Below are 16,478 nucleotides of genomic sequence, written 5' to 3'. Positions count from 1 at the left end.
CGGAGCCTGCCTTTCGTTCGCGACTGCGGGGCTCCGCCGCGCCGCACTCCTCGCGCTCACCGGGGGTCACTCCCGGTGACGGGCAGTGCGGTGAAGAAACAGGTGCGGTGCCCGGTGTGGCAGGCCGCCCCGACCTGGTCGACGTCGACCAGCAGGGCGTCGCCGTCGCAGTCCAGCGACACCGAACGGACGTACTGGTGGTGACCGGAGGTTTGGCCCTTGACCCAGTACTCCCGACGGCTGCGCGACCAGTACGTGGCCCGGCCGGTGGTCAGCGTGCGGTGCAGCGCCTCGTCGTCCATCCAGGCGACCATCAGCACCTCGCCGGTGTCGTGCTGACGGACGACGGCGGCCACCAGCCCGTCGGGGTCGCGGCGCAGCTGCGCGGCGACGGCCGGGTCGAGGCGGGACGGGCGGACCGCGCCGGTCTCGGCGTCGGCGTCGCTCAGGGCGGAGTCAGGTACGGGCACAGTTCCCCATTGTCCCGCACGGGGAGCGGGGACCTGCGGCGCGTCCCCGCCCCGCCGGGCCGCCCGGGCGAGCTGGTCGACGTAGCGGTCCAGCCGTCCGTCGGCCAGCGCGTCGGCCAGGTCCGGGCCGGCCACCTCGGCGATCCGGTCGGCGTACGGGCGGACCAGCGGGACGACCCCGGCGACCAGGCGGGCGGCGGCGGCGCCGAGCTGCCCGGTGGAGGCGGGGCGCAGCCCGAGGCAGCGCAGCATGTCGTCGCGGTAGCCGGCCGGGGCGACCGGCAGGTGCAGGGCGGCGGCGAAGGCGGCCCGGCGGGAGGAGACCCGCACGCCCGGGTTGGCCAGGCGCAGCACCGAGGGACAGAGTCGGGCCAGGTCGGCGGCGGCCAGCCGGACCCCGAGGTGGTCGCCGCGCGACCGGGCGCCGGCGACCTTCCCGAGGGTGGCGACGAGATCCTCCAGCCGGGGCTCGTCCGCCGGCTGGCAGAGCACCGGCAGGTCGATCCGGGGGCGCCAGCGGGGGTCGGCCCAGAGCAGCCGGGCGGGCGCGGTGACCGGCAGGCCGAACGCCCACTCGGCGGGTTCGCCGAGCCGGTCGACCCAGGACCGCACGTCCCGGGCGGCCACCGAGACGTGCACGATCCGCCCGTCCACCTCGGCGAGGTACGCCCGGCGGGCGGCGTACCCGGCGCCGGGTTCCGCGCCGACGGGGTGCGGCGGGCGGGCCGGGGCGTCGACGAGCACGTCGAGGTCGACGTCGCTGTGCGCGGTGGCGCCGCGTCGGGCGTGACTGCCGCGCAGCAGGATGCCGACGACCGGATGGTCGGCGCCCTCGCGCAGCCGGATAGCCCAGTCGTCGAGGAAACCGCCCTCCGGCAACGGAGCGTGATCCACCGCGCCATCGTGCCGTACGCCCCATCAGCGCGCAATGCCCGATGACGGACGTGGTGTCCGGTCCGCCGGGCTGGTGCCCGGCGTCCTCCTCGCCCTCTCCGGGCACCTCAGGCGGGCGACCGCTCCAGCGGGGACCGTCATCCGGAGCCGGGTCTGGCCGCTCGGCATACCCCGGACGTCGCGTTGATCGACACCAAGTGCGGCATGTCGGGGTGTCCGGCGGCAGGGACGCCCCGACACGCCGCAAATGGGGACGCGGCCTCCAACCGTTGCGCGCGGGCGGACAACTCATCTACCGTTGAGTTCAACACGTGATGAGTTTCTAGGGAGGTGGACGGTGGAGGACGCGATCACGATCCGCGACCTGGTCGTCGACCGGGGCCGACGACGGGTGCTGCACGGCGTCAGCTGCGCGGTGCCCCGTGGCACGGTGACCGGTCTGCTCGGGCCGAGCGGCAGCGGCAAGACCACCCTGATGCGGGCGGTGGTGGGGGTCCAGGTGGTCGACTCCGGCTCGGTCACCGTGCTGGGCGCGCCGGCCGGGGCGCCCGCGCTGCGACACCGGGTCGGCTACCTCACCCAGGCGCCCAGCGTCTACGCCGACCTGACCGTCCGGGAGAACGCCCGCTACTTCGCGGCGCTGTACGGACGCGACGCGGCAGACGCCGACCGGGCGGTCGCCGACGTCGGCCTGGCCGGCGCGGCCACCCAACTGGTCGGCACCCTCTCCGGTGGCCAGCGCAGCCGCGCGTCGCTGGCCTGCGCCCTGGTCGGGGAGCCGGAGCTGGTCATCCTCGACGAGCCGACGGTCGGGCAGGACCCGGTGCTGCGGGCCGACCTCTGGGCCCGGTTCCACGCCATGGCGGCCACCGGGACGACCCTGCTGGTCTCCAGTCACGTGATGGACGAGGCGGCCCGCTGCGACCGGCTGCTGCTCATCCGGGAGGGCCGGCTGATCGCCGACGACACCCCCGACGCGGTCCGCGCGCGCACCGGCGCCGACGACCTCGAGGAGGCGTTCCTGCGGTTGATCCGGACCAGTGAGGCGGGCCAGGACGGCCCGACCCGTGAGGAGGTGTCATGAACCCGAGGATCCTGACCGCCACCACCGGCCGCATCCTGCGCCAGCTGCGACACGACCGGCGCACGGTCGCCCTGCTGGTGGTGGTGCCGACGGTGCTGCTGGCCCTGGTCTACTTCATGTACGTCGACCAGCCCACCCCGCCCGGGCAGCCGTCGCTGTTCGACCGGGTGGCGCTGGTGATGCTGGGCCTCTTCCCCTTCATCATCATGTTCCTGGTGACCAGCATCGCGATGCTCCGGGAACGCACCACCGGCACCCTGGAACGGCTGCTCACCACCCCGCTGGGCAAGTTGGACCTGCTCTTCGGCTACGGCATCGCGTTCGGGCTGGCCGGCGCGGTGCAGGCCACGGTCGCCTCGGCGGCGGCGTACTGGCTGCTCGACCTGGACACCGCCGGTAGCATCTGGCTAGTGATCATGATCGCGGCGGTGAACGCCGTGCTGGCGGTCGCGCTCGGGCTGCTCTGCAGCGCCTTCGCCCGTACCGAGTTCCAGGCGGTGCAGTTCATGCCGGTGGTGGCGCTGCCGCAACTGCTGCTCTGCGGGCTCTTCGTGCCGCGCGGCGAGATGGCCGGCTGGCTCCAGGCCGTCAGCGACGTGCTGCCCCTGTCGTACGTGGTCGAGGCGTTGCAGGAGGTCGGGGCGCACGCCGAACCGACCGGCACGATGTGGCGGGACGTGGCGATCGTGGCCGGCGCCGCGGTGCTGGCCCTGGTGCTCGCGGCGGCGACACTGCGGCGGCGCAGCGGGTGATGGCCCGACGCACCGGCCGGCGGCCCGGCAATCCGGACACCCGGGAGGCGATCCTCGACGCCGCCCGGACGGCATTCGCCGAGCGCGGTTTCGACGCCGCCTCCATCCGGGGCATCGCCACCGCCGCCGGGGTCGACCCGGCGCTGGTGCACCACTACTTCGGCACCAAGGAGCAGCTCTTCCGGGCCACCGTGAACGTCCCGCTGGACCCGGCCGAGCTGCTCCCCGGCGTGCTGGCGGGCGGGACGGACGGGGTGGGCGAGCGGCTCGTCCGGACGTTCCTCACGGTCTGGGACTCGCCGGCCGGGGCGGGGGCGGTGGCCCTGCTCCGTTCGGCGACCAACAACGAGTGGACCGCCCGGCTGATGCGGGAGTTCCTGGTCACCCAGGTGCTGCGCCGGGTCCTGGACCACCTGGACATGCCGTCGGCGGAGCTGCCGCTGCGCGGCTCGCTGGTGGCCACCCAGATGATCGGCCTGGCCATGATGCGGTACGTCATCCGGCTGGAGCCGGTCGCCTCCGCCGACCCGGAGACGCTGGTCCGGGCGATCGGCCCGACCGTGCAGCGCTACCTCACCGGCGACCTGGGCTAGGCGGTCACCGGTCGTCCGCCACCGGGCGGGTGGCCGCCGCGCGGGCAGAGCACTGGGTGCAGCAGGCGGGACAGCTCCGCCTGGTCGGCGACGGGACGCGGGAACGCCAGCCGGGCCCGCCGCCGGTCGCCGGGCCGGCCGTACGCGACCACCAGGCCGTAGCGGTCCAGCCGGACCACCCGCGGTTCGCCGTCGGTGAGGTCGAGCCGCCGCCGCAGGTATCCGGTCAGCTCCGGCCCGTGGTGGTCGGCGAGGTCGGCCAGGAGCGCGGACTCGATCGGGTGCAGCGGATCGGGCTGCGCGGCGGCGTACTCGGCGGGGTCGATCCTGGTCACCGGGCCGGCGCCCTCCAGGCGGGCCTCGACCACCTCGAAGCGGTGCAGCCGGAACCGGGTGCCGACGTCGAGCAGGTCCCCGGTGGGCTCCGTCGCCGCGAAGTCGACGGCCGCCTGCCGGGCCTCCGCGCCGGCCAGCGGCGTGGCCCAACCGGAGACCCAGGCGCGGCCGAGCGCCGGCGCGCCGGCGGCCGGGGGCAGGTCGAGCACGTCCAGCACCACGGCCACGTCGTCGCCGTCGTCCGGGCTCAGCCCGGCGGCGAGGTCGCTGCTCACCGGCACCAGCATCAGCACCCGCCCCTCGGCGTCGGTGACGTGCCGCACGTGGTGGGGACCGGGACGGTGGGCGAGGTGCACGAGACCGGGGAGCCGGCCGGCCACCAGGGTCCGGACGATCTCGGCGGGGCTGGGTCCCACGGGAACACCTCCGACATAGGTTAGGCTTACCTAAGTAACCCTAGAACACCCGAGCGGAGACGTCCAACCGTGAACCACCCCCGTCCCAAGGCCCGGCTGTCCCGGGCCCTCGGCATCCCGTTGACCCGCAAGTGCGTCCGCTATTTCGAGCGCCGCCCCTACCCGCCGGGCGTGCACGGCCGGTCCCGCCGGCGCACCTCCGACTACCAGGTCCGGCTGCTGGAGAAGCAGCGGCTGCGGCACCAGTACAACGTCAGCGAGGCGCAGCTGCGCCGGGCCTTCGACGAGGCCGCGCGGGACGCCGGCAAGACCGGCGAGACCCTCGTCGCGCTCCTGGAACGCCGCCTCGACGCGGTGGTGCACCGGTCCGGCCTGGCCCGCAGCGTCTACCAGGCCCGGCAGCTCGTCGCGCACGGGCACTTCACCGTCGACGGCCGCAAGGTCGACCGGCCCTCGTACCGGCTGCGGCCGGGCCAGGTGGTGGCCGTCCGGCAGCGCAGCCGGCAGCTCCCGCCGTTCCAGCTCGCCGCCACCGGCGCCAACGCCGACGGGCCCGGCCAGCCGTACCTCTCGGTCGACCTGGCCGGGCTGCGGGCCACGCTGCTGCGCGTGCCGGCCCGCGACGAGGTGCCGGTGCACTGCGACGAGCAGCTGGTGGTGGAGTACTACTCGCGCTGAGCCACCCGGGTCCGGCGGCCGACCCGCCGGACCCGGCTCAGCGGGTCTGCTCCAGCCAGGAGGCGTAGAGCAGCCCGTAGATCGACTCGGGGTCGCGGACCAGCTCCTCGTGCGGCCCACGCTGCACGATCCGGCCCCGGTCCACCACGATCACCTCGTCGGCCGACTGCGCGGTGGAGAGCCGGTGGGCGATGGCCAGCGTCGTCCGGCCGCGGGTCACCGCGTCCAGGGTGCGCTGCAGGCGCACCTCGGTGGCCGGGTCGACGGCGCTGGTCGCCTCGTCGAGCACCAGCAGGTCCGGGTCGGCCACGTACGCCCGGGCCAGCGCGACCAACTGCCGCTCCCCCACGCTCAACGCCTCGCCCCGCTCGCCGACCGGGGTGTCCAGCCCCGACGGCAACCCGTCCAGCCAGTCGGCCAGCCCCAGCTCGGTGAAGGCCGCGGTGAGCTGCGCGTCGGTCAGCTCGGGGCGGGCGAAGCGGACGTTCTCCCCGACCGTGGCGTCGAAGAGGAAACCGTCCTGCGGCACCATCACCACCCGCGAGCGCAGCGAGGAGAAGCGCACCTCGTCCAGCGGCACCCCGGAGAGCAGCACCTGACCGGCCGTCGGGTCCATCAGCCGGGTGAGCAGCTTGGCGAAGGTGGTCTTGCCGCTGCCGGTCTCCCCGACCACCGCGACCCGGCTCTTCGCCGGGATGTCCAGCGTCACGTCGTGCAGCACCGGCGGGCCGCCGGGATAGCCGAAGGTCACCCCGGCGAACCGGATGTCCAGCGGGCCCGCCGGCAGGTCCCGGCCCTGCTCGCCCGGGTCGGCGACGTCGGGGGCGACGTCGAGGACGTCGAGCACCCGCCGCCACCCGGCGATCGCGTTCTGCGCCTCGTTGAGCACCTCGGTGGCGATCTGCACCGGCTGGATGAAGAGCGTCACCAGGAACAGGAAGGCGGTGAGCTGGCCGATGGAGAGCGTCCGGTCCACGCCGAGGCTGACCCCGACGACGACCACGCCCGCCAGGGCCAGGCCGGCGGCCAGCTCCCCGACCGAGCTGCCCAGGATGCTGATCCGGATGGCCCGCTGCTGGGCCTGCCGCTGCGCGTCGATCGCGTCGTCCAGCCGCCGGGCGGTGCGCCCGGCGATGCCGTACGCCCGGATCACCGGCGCCCCCACGACGCTCTCGCCGATGGTGCCGAGCAGGGTGCCGGTCCGCTGCCGGACCACCCCGTAGGCCGTGCCGAGCCGGCGTTGCAGCAGCCGGATCACCAGCACCGCCGGCGCGAAGGCGGCGAACACCACCAGGGTCAACTGCCAGGAGTACGCGAACATCACGGCCGTGGTGACCGCCAGCTGACCCAGGTTGACCAGCAGGATCACCCCGCCCCACTGGAGGAACTGGGTGATCTGGTCGACGTCGCTGGTCACCCGGGAGACCAGCGAGCCGCGCCGCTCGGACTGCTGGTGCAGCATCGACAGGTCGTGGACGTGCCGGAACGCCCGGGTGCGGACGTTGGCCAGCGCGGTCTCGCTGACCGTGAAGAGCCGGCGGGTCATCAGGTAGCCGCAAGTGGTGGTGACCACCAGCACGGCCGCGGTGACGGCGACGACCCCGCCGATCACGTCGAGGTCGGGGCCGCCGACGATGCCGTTGTCGATGCCGCGCTGCACGGCGACCGGCACCGCCACCCGGCCGACCATGTAGATCAGGGCCAGGGCCACCGTCCCGGCGAGCCCGATCCGCAGCTCCGGGGAGAGCGACAGCCCCCGCCGCAGCGTGCTCCAGGTCGTCTCCCGCGCCGCCGGCCGTTCGGCCTCCACCGTCGCGCTCACCGGTCCACCTCCAGGCCGGAGGTCAGCGGGGTGACCTCCTCGTACGTGCGGGTCTGCTCGCGCTCGTGCTCGGCCTGCTCGTACGCGGTCACCAGGTCCGCGTAGCCGGGCACGGTGGCCAGCAGCTCCGGGTGGGTGCCGCGGGCGATCACCCGCCCCTGCTCCAGGTAGATCACCTCGTCGGCCAGCGCGATGGTGGCCCGGCGGTACGCCACCACCAGGATCGACGCGGCGGCGCCCCCGCCGTCGGCCGGGGCGCGCAGCCCGGCCAGGATGGCCGCCTCCACCCGGGGGTCGACGGCGCTGGTCGCGTCGTCCAGCACCAGTAGCCGGGGCCGGCCGGCGAGCGCCCGGGCGAGGGTGAGCCGCTGCCGCTGCCCGCCGGAGAGCGAGGTGCCGCGCTCGCCGACCATGGTGTCCAGCCCCTCGGGCAGCGCGGCGACGAAGCCGTCCGCCTCGGCCAGCCGCAGCGCCGCCCAGACGTCGGCGTCGGTGATGCCGGGCCGGTCCAGGGAGATGTTTGCCCGGACGGTGTCGTCGAAGACGAACGGCACCTGGGCGACCAGCGCGACCGTCGCGGCGAGCGAGGCGGCGGTGAGGTCGCGGACGTCGACGCCGTCCAGGGTGACCGCGCCGGAGCGCGGGTCGACCAGGCGTACCGCCAGGGAGGCGACGGTGGACTTGCCGGCGCCGGTGGGCCCGACCAGGGCGACCGTCTTCCCGGCCGGCACGGTGAAGCTCACCTCGCCGAGCACCTCGGTGCCGGGCAGGTGCGCCTCGGCGGGCTCGTACCCGAAGTGCACGTCGGCGAAGGCGAGCGTGGCCGGCGTCGGATCGGCCGGGTCGAGCACCCGCTGTCCGTACGGCATCTCGCCGGTGGCGTCGAGCACCCGGCGGACCCGGTCCCAGCCGGCGACGCTGCGCGGCAGCTCGGCGAGCACCCAGCCGATGGCCCGCACCGGGAAGGCCAGCACGGTGAAGAGGAAGGCGACGCTGACCAGCTCGGCCACGCTGATCGCGCCCTGCCCCAGCCGGACCGCCCCGACCACCAGCACGGCCAGGGTGCCGAGGCTGGGCAGCGTCTCCAGCAGCGGGTCGAAGATGCCCCGCAGCCGGCCGACGGAGATCAACGCGTCGCGCAGCTCGCCGGCGCGGGCGGCGAACCGGGCGGTCTCCTGGGCTTCCCGGCCCATGGTCTTGACCACCAGGGCGCCGTCGAAGCTCTCGTGGGCGATGCCGCTGACCTCGGCGCGCAGCCGCTGGGCGCGGGCCTGCCGGGGCGCCATCCGGCGGGAGTAGACCACGTTGAGCGCGAACAGCGCCGGGAATACCGCCAGTCCGACCAGGGCGAGCGCCCAGTCGGTGAGGAAGAGCGAGACGATCGCGCCGACCAGCATCACCAGCGTGCCGACGGCGAAGGGCAGCGGGGCGATCGGGTGCCAGGCCGCCTCGACGTCGGAGTTGGCGTTGGAGAGCAGGGTGCCGGTGGCGTTGCGGTGGTGCCAGGCCAGCGGCAGGTCCAGGTAGCGGCGGGTCACCCGGCGCCGGTAGGCGGCCTGGAGGCGGTACTGCATGTACCCGGCGCCCAGCCGGCGGCCGAAGATGCCCACCACCCGCAGCACGCTGATCCCGAACAGCGCGGTCGCGGCCAGGGCCAGCGCGCCCGCGCCGACCGCCCCCCGGGCGATCGCCGGCACCACCACGTCGCCGACCACCGCGCCCACGACGAACGCGCTGGCGATCACCATCGCACCGAAGAGCACACTGCCGGCCACCGCGACCGCGAAGATGCGCGGCTGCTCCCGGATGGCCACCCCGAGGACGGAGAGTCCCCGGCCGAGCACGTCCCGACTCGTCCCGCTCGCCACGCTGTCCCCCGCCGTAAGCCGTATCGTTCCCCCTCATCCTTACCGGTCGCGGCCAGCTACGCCGACCCCGGCCCGTATGTCCGCCGTCACGTGTACCGCCACGCCTGCCCACCACCGCCGGCGGGCGCAGGGCGCGCCGGCGGCGGCGCGCGGCTCTACGATCGGGCTCATGCCGCGGTACGCCCGATCGGAGCGCGAGGCGCTCGCCGATCTGATGCTCGAGCTGGGACCGGACGCTCCGACGATCAACGAGGGGTGGACGACCCGCGACCTCGCCGCCCACCTGGTGGTGCGGGAGCGCCGCCCGGACGCCGCCGGCGGCATCGTGCTGCCGCCGCTGCGCGGGTACGCGGAGCGGGTGCGCCGCCGGACCGCCGCGCGCCCGTGGCCGCAGCTGGTCGGCCAGGTACGCCGCCCGCCGGTGTGGAGCCCGCTGGGCAACCCGCTCACCGACGAGCTCGCCAACACCATGGAGTTCTTCGTCCACCACGAGGACGTGCGGCGGGCCCGCCCGGGCTGGTCGCCCCGGGACCTGCCGGCGGGACTCCAGGCCCGGCTCTGGAAGCCGGCGGGGCTGCTGGCCCGGGTCGCCCTGCGCCGGTTCCCGGCCGATCTGCTCATCCAGGCCCCCGGGTACGGCGAGCTGTCGGTGGGCCGGGGCGGCGAGCGGCTGCGGCTGGTCGGCGCCCCGGGCGAGCTGGCCCTCTTCCTCTCCGGCCGGCAGCGGGTCACCCGGGTGCAGATCGACGGCCCCCCACCCCTCGCCGACCGCCTCCGCACCGCCCCCCTCGGCCTCTGACCCCCACCGCGCCCGCCGGCCCACGGCACCCGCCGCGCCGCGGTGATCAAGGAGTTCTGGTCACGGCGGCCCCGAAACCGGACGCGAACTTCTTGATCAGCAAGAGTCGGCGGGGTGGGCGGAGTGGAGGGTGCCCAACGATCGACGTTGATGCGCGGCTGTCGTAGTCTCTTGCGCGCCGACCCGGAGCGGGTGGCCGGACAGGGGGGGCAGCATGCGCGGCATCGCCGGCTCGGGACTGCACGAACCCCCCTTCACCGGTGGGCGGCACGCCGCCGTCGACCAGGTGGCCGGGGAGAGTCTCGACTGGGCCCGCCACCTCGGACTGGTCGACGACGGCCGCCGGTGGCGTCGGCTGCGCGCGGCGCACGCCGCCGAGCTGGCCGGCCGGGCCTGCCCCCGGGTGCCGGTCGACCGCCTGCGACTGCTCACCGACCTGATCAGCTGGCTGTTCGTGATGGACGACAACTGCGACGAGGACGGCCTCGGCGCGGCGCCGGTCCGGCTCGCGCCGACCGTCTCGGCGCTGCTCGACGTGCTGGACCGACACGGCGCGTCGACCGACGCGCCGGCCGCCGGGCCGCTCGGCGTCGCGCTGGCCGACATCTGCCGGCGGGTCCGGGAGCACCGCCGCCCGCCCCTGCTGCTGCGACTGGTCAGCCAGCTTCGCGAGTACCTGCTGGCGCTGCTGTGGGAGGCGGCCAACCGGGAGCGGCGCCGGGTGCCCGAGCTGACCGAGTACCTCCAGATGCGCCGGCACACCGGCGGGGTGCGCCCCAGCCTCACCCTCACCGACCTGGCGTACGGCGGCCTGCCCGGATCCGGCCGGCGGGCGGACCCGGCGGTGGCCGCCCTCGACGACCTCACCGCCGACCTGGTCTGCTGGTGCAACGACCTCTTCTCCCACCACAAGGAACGCCACGCGGCACCGGACGCGCCCAACCTCGTCACGGTGATCGCGGCGCGGACCGGGCAGGACCCCGACGCCGCCTTCCGGGCGGCGGCCGGGCGGTACAACGACGGGTTGGAGCGCTGGCTGGTCCTCGAGGCGGCGCTGGCGGGGGATCCCGCGCTCGGGCCGTTCCTGGCCGCCCGCCGGGCCTGGATCCGGGCCACCTACGACTGGTCGCTGCGCGCGGACCGCTACGCCTGAGCGGTTCCACCTCGCGAGACGCGGCGGGCCGACCGGAACCGGGGCTAGCCGATGGCCGGGTGCAGGCAATACCCTTCGGTAACCGCAGACCGGCGTGACCCCGGTCACGTCATCCACCTCTGAAGGCGGCTACCGCGATGGCTCTCGATGTACCGTACCGTTCCATCCCCGACATGTTCCTCAAGCGCGTCGCCGCCACCCCTGAGCGGCCGGCGTTCGCCCGCCCGGCACCCGACGACTCCGGGCCGGACTGGCTGACGTGGGAGCAGGTCGGACACCGTGCCAAGGCGGTCGCCGCCGGGCTGCACGGGCTCGGCGTCGGCCTGGAGGATCCGGTGGCGATCCTGGCCAACACCCGGCTCGACTGGGTGATCGCCGACTTCGGCATCATGTGCGCCGGCGGCGCGACCACCACCGTCTACCCCACCACCGAGCCCGAGGACGCGACCTACATCATCGCCGACTCCGGGTCGCGGGTGCTCTTCGCGGAGAACCCGGCGCAGGCGGCCAAGATCGCGGGGGCCGAGCTGCCCGCGCTGACCCACGTGGTGCTCTTCGACGGGGCCGCCGACCCGGCCGCGGCCGTACCCCAGCTGACCCTCGCCGAGCTGGAGGAGCAGGGCGCTCGCGCCCTGGCCGCCGAGCCGGACCTGATCGAGCGCATGGTCGCCCCGGTCGGCCCGGACCACCTGGCCACCCTGATCTACACCTCCGGCACCACCGGCCGGCCCAAGGGCGTCGAGCTGCTGCACGGCGGCTGGTGCTGGGAGGCGGTCGTGCAGGCCGAGACGAGCCTGCTCCGCTCCGACGACGTGCACTACCTCTGGCTGCCGCTGTCCCACTCGTTCGGCAAGACCCTGCTCTGCGGGTCGACCCACGTCGGCCTGCCGACCTACGTCGACGGCCGGGTGGACAAGCTGGTCGAGATGCTGGCGGTGATCAAGCCGACGCTGATGTGCGGCGCGCCGCGGGTCTACGAGAAGGTCTACAACAAGGCGGTCACCACCGCCCAGGGCGCGGGCGGCGCCAAGGCGAAGATCTTCGCCTGGGGGGTGCGGACCGGCAAGGAGAAGGTCGCGCTGGAGCAGGCCGGCCAGCCGGTCCCGACCGGGCTGAGACTGAAGTACGCGCTCGCCGAGAAGCTGGTCTTCAGCAAGCTCCAGGCCCGCCTGGGCGGGCGGATCCGGGTGCTGGTCTCCGGCGCCGCCCCGCTGAGCAAGGAGATCGCCACCTTCTTCGCCGCCGCGAACCTGCCCATCTCCGAGGGGTACGGCCTGACCGAGACCAGCGCCGGCAACTTCGTCAACCCGCCGGAGGGGCTGCGGATCGGCACCGTCGGCAAGGCGATGGGTGACCTGGAGTGCCGGATCGACACCGACGGGGAGATCCTGGTGCGGGGCCGGCCGGTGATGCGCGGCTACCACAACCTGCCTGAGGAGACGAAGGCGGCGTTCACCGAGGACGGCTTCTTCCGCACCGGTGACATCGGCACTCTCGACTCCGACGGCTACCTGCGCATCACCGATCGCAAGAAGGACCTGGTCAAGACCTCCGGTGGCAAGTACATCGCCCCGTCGCACATCGAGGGCATGTTCAAGGCCATCTGCCCGTACACCTCGCAGGCCGTCGTGATCGGCCAGGCCCGCAACTACTGCACCATGCTGGTCAGCCTGGACCCGGACGCGATCGTCGGCTGGGCGGCCGGCGGGCCGTTGGAGGGGCGTTCCTACCACGAGATTGTCACCTCCGCCGAGGCGAAGGCCATGGTCGAGGAGTACGTCGCCACGCTCAACGCCAAGCTCAACCGGTGGGAGACGATCAAGAAGGTCACCATCCTGCCGCGTGACCTGACCATCGAGCACGGCGAGATGACCCCGTCTCTCAAGATCAAGCGGCGTGGCGTGGAGACCAACTTCGCCAGCGAGATCGACAGCATGTACGAGGGCACCCTGGCCGAGATCTGACCGGCCCCCGGTGGCCGTGCCCGCGCCCGTCGGAGCGGGCGCGGCCACCGACCGGGTCAGAAGTGGTGGCGGCGCCAGACGTTCGCCTCCGCCTCCAGCGCGGACTGTTCGTCGAGCGCGGTCTCGCGGACCCGACGGCGACCCTCCCGGGTGGCCCGTAGCTGGATCAGCACCAGGGCCACCACGCCCACGGCGAGCAGGGGCAGCGCGACCAGCGCCGGCAGGTCGTCGGCCACCGGCAGGCACGCCAGGAGCAGGACGGCGGCCACCGTGAGGACCCGGTCCAGCCGGCCGAACACCCGCAGCTGGACCGCCACCAGGGCCGCCAGGTAGAGGACCACCCCGGCGTAGAGCACCGGCACGGCCAGCCCGCCGAGCGCCGCGTGGACGGCCGAGGACGGCGCCCTGGTGACCCCGGCCAGCACCTCCTTGAGCCCGAGGGCGACGAGCGTGACGCCGACGATCAGCGGCAGGTGCAGGTAGGTGTAGACGTCCCGGGCCAGCGGGATCCGCTCCCGCCCCCGCACGCCGTGCAGGACCTGTTCGACGGCGAAGGCGAGGACGTCGAAGTAGAGCCACCACAGCGCGGCGATGACGGCGATGCCGAGCACCGCCGCGACGATGATGGTGACCGTGATCGGCCGGCCGGCCCGGTAGGTGGTGCCGATCCCGAGGGCGATCACCGACTCGCCCAGGGCGACCAGCACGATCAGGGCGTGCCGCTCCGCCCAGTGCCCCACCGAGCGCAGCTCCCAGCCCGTCCGGGGCACGGCCAGCCCCGCTGCGTACTCCAGCAGCAGCGCGACGACCCAGAGTCCGATCCGGACGTCCAGCACCATCGACTCGGCCACCACCCGCTGCGGCACGGTCGCGGCGATCAGGATGATCGCGGCGCCGGCGATGGTCGGCGCGCCCAGCAGCAGCGAGCGGGCCCGCGGGGTCGTGGCCGCTCCGAGGGTGGTCCAGAGCGCGATCCCCTTGACCATCCAGATCGACAGGTAGGCCAGGGCGAAGACCCCCGGCCCGTACAGCCCGCCGGGCTCGTCCCGGAAGGCGACGCCGGTGGTCAGCGCGAGCACGAAGACCGCCGCCATGATCAGGAAGCCGACCACCGGCATGATGCCCTGGTCGGCGCGGAGGCTGTTGCCGACCGCGGCGAACCCGGTCCAGCACCACCAGAGCAGGGCCAGCACCAGCAGCGCCTCGACCAACCGGCGCGCGCTCAGGTCCGCCGAGGTCAGCGTGGTCACGTTGAAGAACGCGAAGACGAAGACCAGGTCGTAGAAGAGTTCCAGGCGGGTCACCCGGGTCCCCGGTCCACCCCAGCTGACCAGCCCGGACCGGGCCGTCGTACCCACCCTCGCAGTGTTCCAGCCGGCGAACGGCCGGCGAGCCCGATCGGGCGAAGCTCCCCCGCCGGGTCAGGCGATCACCGACGGCTCCCGCCAGCGCGGCCGGCTGGCCCGGTCCAGGTCGTAGCGGACCGCGGCGAGTCGGCCGACCGCCTCGACCAGGTCCGCGGCGGGCAGCGTGAAGGGCAGCCGCAGGAAGCGTTCCAGCGTCCCGTCCAGGCCGAACCGGGGGCCGGGCGCCAGTCGTACGCCGACCTCCTCGGCGGCGCGGGCCAGCGCGCTGGAGATCGGTCCGTCCAGCTCCGCCCAGAGCGTCACTCCGCCGCGCGGCGGGGTGACCCGCCAGTCGGGCAGCCGCTCGGCGAGCGCGGCGAGCAGGGCGTCGCGCTGCCCGGCCAGCTGGGCCCGGCGGGCGGCGACGATGGCCGGGGCCTCGGCGAGCAGGTGCACGGCGACCAACTGGTCCAGCACCGGGCTGGCCATGTCCACTCCGACCCGGGCGGCGGCCAGCCGCTGCACCTGCGGGGTCGCGGCCCGCACCCAGCCGATCCGCAGCCCGCCCCAGTACGGCTTGCTCATCCCGCCGATGCTGATCACCCGGGAGTGCCGGTCGAAGGCGGCGACCGGCGGGGGCGGTTCGGCATCGTCCAGCGGCAGGTCCACGAAGGACTCGTCCACGACCAGGTCGGTGCCGGCGGCGTGCGCGGCGGCGACGAGCCGCTCGCGCAGCGCGGTGGGCATCAGGTGGCCGGTCGGGTTCTGGAACTCCGGGATCAGGTACGCCAGCTTGGGGCGGGTCTGGCGGATCGTGCCGAGCAGCAGGTCGGCGTCCCAGCCGGCGCCGTCCACGGCCAGCCCGTGGGTGGCGATCCGGGCCCGGCGGGCGGCGAGCGCGGCCAGCGCGTTCGGATAGGTCGGCGACTCGACCAGCACGTTGCCGCCGGGCGCCAGCGCGAGCCGCAGCACCAGGTCCAGGGCGTGCTGGGTGCCATTGGTGACCATGATCTGCTCGGCGCTGGTGGGCAGCCCCCGCGCCGTGTACGACCGGGCGATCGCCTCCCGCAGCTCGATGATGCCGGTCGGGTGGTAGCCGGCGCCGGCCAGGTAGCGGGGCAGGTCCTCGGTGGCGGCCCGGGCGGCCGGCACGAGCTGCGGCGGGGCGGCCAGCGCGGCGACCCCGAGGTCGATCATGTCGCGGTCGTCGAGCGGGGTCCACAGGCCCGTGCTGGCCACCCGGTGGGTGCCGGGCAGCCGGGTCCAGCTCCCCGCGCCGCGGCGGCTGGCCAGGTGGCCGGTCTCCCGCAGCTGCCGGTACGCGGCGGTGACCGTGGTGCGGCTGATCCGCAGTGCCTCGGCCAGCTCCCGCTCGGCCGGCAGGCGTACCCCCAGGGGTAGCCGGCCGTCGGCGAGCAGGCCGCGGACCGCGGCGGCGAGCGCAGCGTAGTCCGGGCTGCGGCGGCGGCCCGGCAGCGCGTGCCACTGCCCCAACAGCCGAGCCAATTGGGCTCCCCTGACCTGACTCGTCATGGCCACCCCTCGCAAATTGGCTCTTCTCCGCCTCAGATTGGCTCCTAGAGTGGCATGCATGGCAGTGATTGGCAATGTCCGGCACCGGCCGGCCCGCCGGCTCACCCAGCTCTACGCCGGGCTCGTGCTCTACGGCGTCAGCATGGCCCTGATGATCCGCTCCGGGCTCGGGCTGAACCCGTGGGACGTCTTCCACCAGGGGCTGTCCCGGCAGACCGGCATCTCGGTGGGCACGGCGAGCATCCTGGTCGGCGCGGTGGTGCTGCTGCTCTGGATCCCGCTGCGGCAGCGACCGGGGCTCGGCACGGTGAGCAACGTCGTGGTGATCGGCCTGGCCGTGGACGCCACCGTCGCCCTGCTCCCCGGCGACCTGCCGCTGCCCGCCCGGATCGGCCTGCTGGTCACCGGGATCGTCGCCAACGGCGCCGCGACCGGCCTCTACCTCGGCGCCGACCTCGGTCCCGGCCCCCGCGACGGGCTGATGACCGGCTTCGCCGCCCGGCGCCCCGGCCGCTCGGTACGGCTGGTCCGCACCGTCATCGAGGTCGTCGTGCTGGCGCTGGGCTGGCTCCTGGGCGGCACGGTCGGGCTCGGCACGGTCGGCTACGCCCTCGCCATCGGGCCGCTGGCGCAGTTCTTCGCCCCGATCTTCGCCGTCCCGGCCCCGGCGTCCACTCCGGACGGTGCCCGGGAAACCGTGCCTGAGCTGCGCTGACCGCGACCGCGAAAAACTGGGTGTTTTCTCCGTCGACACCTACGGGCATCATTCG

General features: G+C 74.4%; 14 protein-coding genes and 1 pseudogene. 8 read left to right on the top strand and 7 right to left on the bottom strand.

Going from position 1 to position 16,478, the window contains the following annotated elements; genetic code table 11:
• Positions 1 to 56: 56 nt before the first annotated feature.
• Together hisI and AC5L3Z_RS08605 are read right to left on the bottom strand one after the other, a co-directional pair.
• Complete coding sequence (gene hisI, locus AC5L3Z_RS08610; RefSeq protein WP_494841277.1) at positions 57 to 470, bottom strand: phosphoribosyl-AMP cyclohydrolase; 414 nt, start codon at positions 468 to 470, stop codon at positions 57 to 59.
• Positions 471 to 647: 177 nt separating this feature from the next.
• A pseudogene (locus AC5L3Z_RS08605) lies at positions 648 to 962 on the bottom strand (phosphoribosyl-AMP cyclohydrolase); the annotation flags it as partial.
• A gap of 739 nt (positions 963 to 1,701) precedes the next feature.
• On the opposite strand from AC5L3Z_RS08605, the gene AC5L3Z_RS08600 reads away from it, so the two are divergent.
• Genes AC5L3Z_RS08600 through AC5L3Z_RS08590 form a run of 3 tightly spaced genes read left to right on the top strand, consistent with a single transcriptional unit; the run spans position 1,702 to position 3,793 of the window.
• Positions 1,702 to 2,448 (top strand): ABC transporter ATP-binding protein, encoded by a 747-nt coding sequence (locus AC5L3Z_RS08600; protein WP_494840898.1) that lies wholly within the window; start codon positions 1,702 to 1,704, stop codon positions 2,446 to 2,448.
• Positions 2,445 to 3,200 (top strand): ABC transporter permease, encoded by a 756-nt coding sequence (locus AC5L3Z_RS08595; RefSeq protein ID WP_494840896.1) that lies wholly within the window; start codon positions 2,445 to 2,447, stop codon positions 3,198 to 3,200. Before AC5L3Z_RS08600 ends, AC5L3Z_RS08595 begins: the two co-directional genes overlap by 4 nt.
• The gene (locus AC5L3Z_RS08590) at positions 3,200 to 3,793 is read left to right on the top strand and encodes a TetR/AcrR family transcriptional regulator (RefSeq protein ID WP_494840894.1); all 594 of its coding nucleotides are present in this window, start codon (positions 3,200 to 3,202) and stop codon (positions 3,791 to 3,793) included. Before AC5L3Z_RS08595 ends, AC5L3Z_RS08590 begins: the two co-directional genes overlap by 1 nt.
• On the opposite strand, the gene AC5L3Z_RS08585 is transcribed toward AC5L3Z_RS08590, so the two are convergent.
• Positions 3,790 to 4,545, bottom strand: a complete 756-nt coding sequence (locus AC5L3Z_RS08585) for a DUF2470 domain-containing protein (protein WP_494840892.1) — start codon at positions 4,543 to 4,545, stop codon at positions 3,790 to 3,792. The genes AC5L3Z_RS08590 and AC5L3Z_RS08585 overlap by 4 nt on opposite strands.
• 69 nt (positions 4,546 to 4,614) lie before the next feature.
• On the opposite strand from AC5L3Z_RS08585, the gene rpsD reads away from it, so the two are divergent.
• On the top strand, positions 4,615 to 5,223 hold the full coding sequence (gene rpsD / locus AC5L3Z_RS08580) for a 30S ribosomal protein S4 (RefSeq protein ID WP_494840890.1): 609 nt from the start codon (positions 4,615 to 4,617) through the stop codon (positions 5,221 to 5,223).
• Between the two features lie 37 nt (positions 5,224 to 5,260).
• Here the strand turns inward: rpsD and AC5L3Z_RS08575 are convergent, their stop codons facing one another.
• Both AC5L3Z_RS08575 and AC5L3Z_RS08570 read right to left on the bottom strand, forming a co-directional pair.
• Positions 5,261 to 7,045, bottom strand: a complete 1,785-nt coding sequence (locus AC5L3Z_RS08575) for an ABC transporter ATP-binding protein (RefSeq protein WP_494840888.1) — start codon at positions 7,043 to 7,045, stop codon at positions 5,261 to 5,263.
• Positions 7,042 to 8,913, bottom strand: a complete 1,872-nt coding sequence (locus tag AC5L3Z_RS08570) for an ABC transporter ATP-binding protein (RefSeq protein WP_494840887.1) — start codon at positions 8,911 to 8,913, stop codon at positions 7,042 to 7,044. The genes AC5L3Z_RS08575 and AC5L3Z_RS08570 overlap by 4 nt, the downstream gene beginning before the upstream one ends.
• 169 nt (positions 8,914 to 9,082) lie before the next feature.
• On the opposite strand from AC5L3Z_RS08570, the gene AC5L3Z_RS08565 reads away from it, so the two are divergent.
• The 3 genes from AC5L3Z_RS08565 to AC5L3Z_RS08555 all read left to right on the top strand — a co-directional run bounded on the left by AC5L3Z_RS08565 (position 9,083) and on the right by AC5L3Z_RS08555 (position 12,829).
• The gene (locus AC5L3Z_RS08565; protein WP_494840885.1) at positions 9,083 to 9,712 is read left to right on the top strand and encodes a TIGR03085 family metal-binding protein; all 630 of its coding nucleotides are present in this window, start codon (positions 9,083 to 9,085) and stop codon (positions 9,710 to 9,712) included.
• A gap of 214 nt (positions 9,713 to 9,926) precedes the next feature.
• Positions 9,927 to 10,865 carry a terpene synthase family protein gene (locus AC5L3Z_RS08560; RefSeq protein WP_494840884.1) on the top strand — a complete coding sequence of 313 codons (939 nt, stop codon included), beginning with the start codon at positions 9,927 to 9,929 and terminating at the stop codon, positions 10,863 to 10,865.
• Positions 10,866 to 11,002: 137 nt separating this feature from the next.
• Complete coding sequence (locus AC5L3Z_RS08555; RefSeq protein ID WP_494840882.1) at positions 11,003 to 12,829, top strand: AMP-dependent synthetase/ligase; 1,827 nt, start codon at positions 11,003 to 11,005, stop codon at positions 12,827 to 12,829.
• 56 nt (positions 12,830 to 12,885) lie between these two features.
• Here the strand turns inward: AC5L3Z_RS08555 and AC5L3Z_RS08550 are convergent, their stop codons facing one another.
• A complete protein-coding gene (locus AC5L3Z_RS08550) occupies positions 12,886 to 14,187 on the bottom strand; it encodes a low temperature requirement protein A (protein WP_494840880.1) in 1,302 nt (433 codons plus the stop codon).
• 63 nt (positions 14,188 to 14,250) lie between these two features.
• Positions 14,251 to 15,708 (bottom strand): MocR-like transcription factor YczR, encoded by a 1,458-nt coding sequence (gene yczR, locus AC5L3Z_RS08545; RefSeq protein WP_494840878.1) that lies wholly within the window; start codon positions 15,706 to 15,708, stop codon positions 14,251 to 14,253.
• A gap of 58 nt (positions 15,709 to 15,766) precedes the next feature.
• On the opposite strand from yczR, the gene yczE reads away from it, so the two are divergent.
• Entirely contained in the window at positions 15,767 to 16,423 is a 657-nt protein-coding gene (gene yczE, locus AC5L3Z_RS08540; RefSeq protein WP_494840877.1) for a membrane protein YczE, read from the top strand.
• Positions 16,424 to 16,478: the final 55 nt, after the last annotated feature.

The organism is Micromonospora sp. LZ37 (assembly GCF_059359015.1).
This window is presented reverse-complemented; position numbering and strand designations above follow the sequence as displayed.

What these genes read in the sequence shown, in the direction of transcription:
- AC5L3Z_RS08595 (WP_494840896.1), top strand. Translation starts at nt 2,445, where the DNA reads ATGAACCCGAGGATCCTGACCGCCACCACCGGCCGCATCCTGCGCCAG.
- AC5L3Z_RS08590 (WP_494840894.1), top strand. Translation starts at nt 3,200, where the DNA reads ATGGCCCGACGCACCGGCCGGCGGCCCGGCAATCCGGACACCCGGGAG.
- AC5L3Z_RS08565 (WP_494840885.1), top strand. Translation starts at nt 9,083, where the DNA reads ATGCCGCGGTACGCCCGATCGGAGCGCGAGGCGCTCGCCGATCTGATG.
- AC5L3Z_RS08560 (WP_494840884.1), top strand. Translation starts at nt 9,927, where the DNA reads ATGCGCGGCATCGCCGGCTCGGGACTGCACGAACCCCCCTTCACCGGT.
- AC5L3Z_RS08555 (WP_494840882.1), top strand. Translation starts at nt 11,003, where the DNA reads ATGGCTCTCGATGTACCGTACCGTTCCATCCCCGACATGTTCCTCAAG.
- yczR (WP_494840878.1), bottom strand. Translation starts at nt 15,708, where the DNA reads ATGACGAGTCAGGTCAGGGGAGCCCAATTGGCTCGGCTGTTGGGGCAG.
- yczE (WP_494840877.1), top strand. Translation starts at nt 15,767, where the DNA reads ATGGCAGTGATTGGCAATGTCCGGCACCGGCCGGCCCGCCGGCTCACC.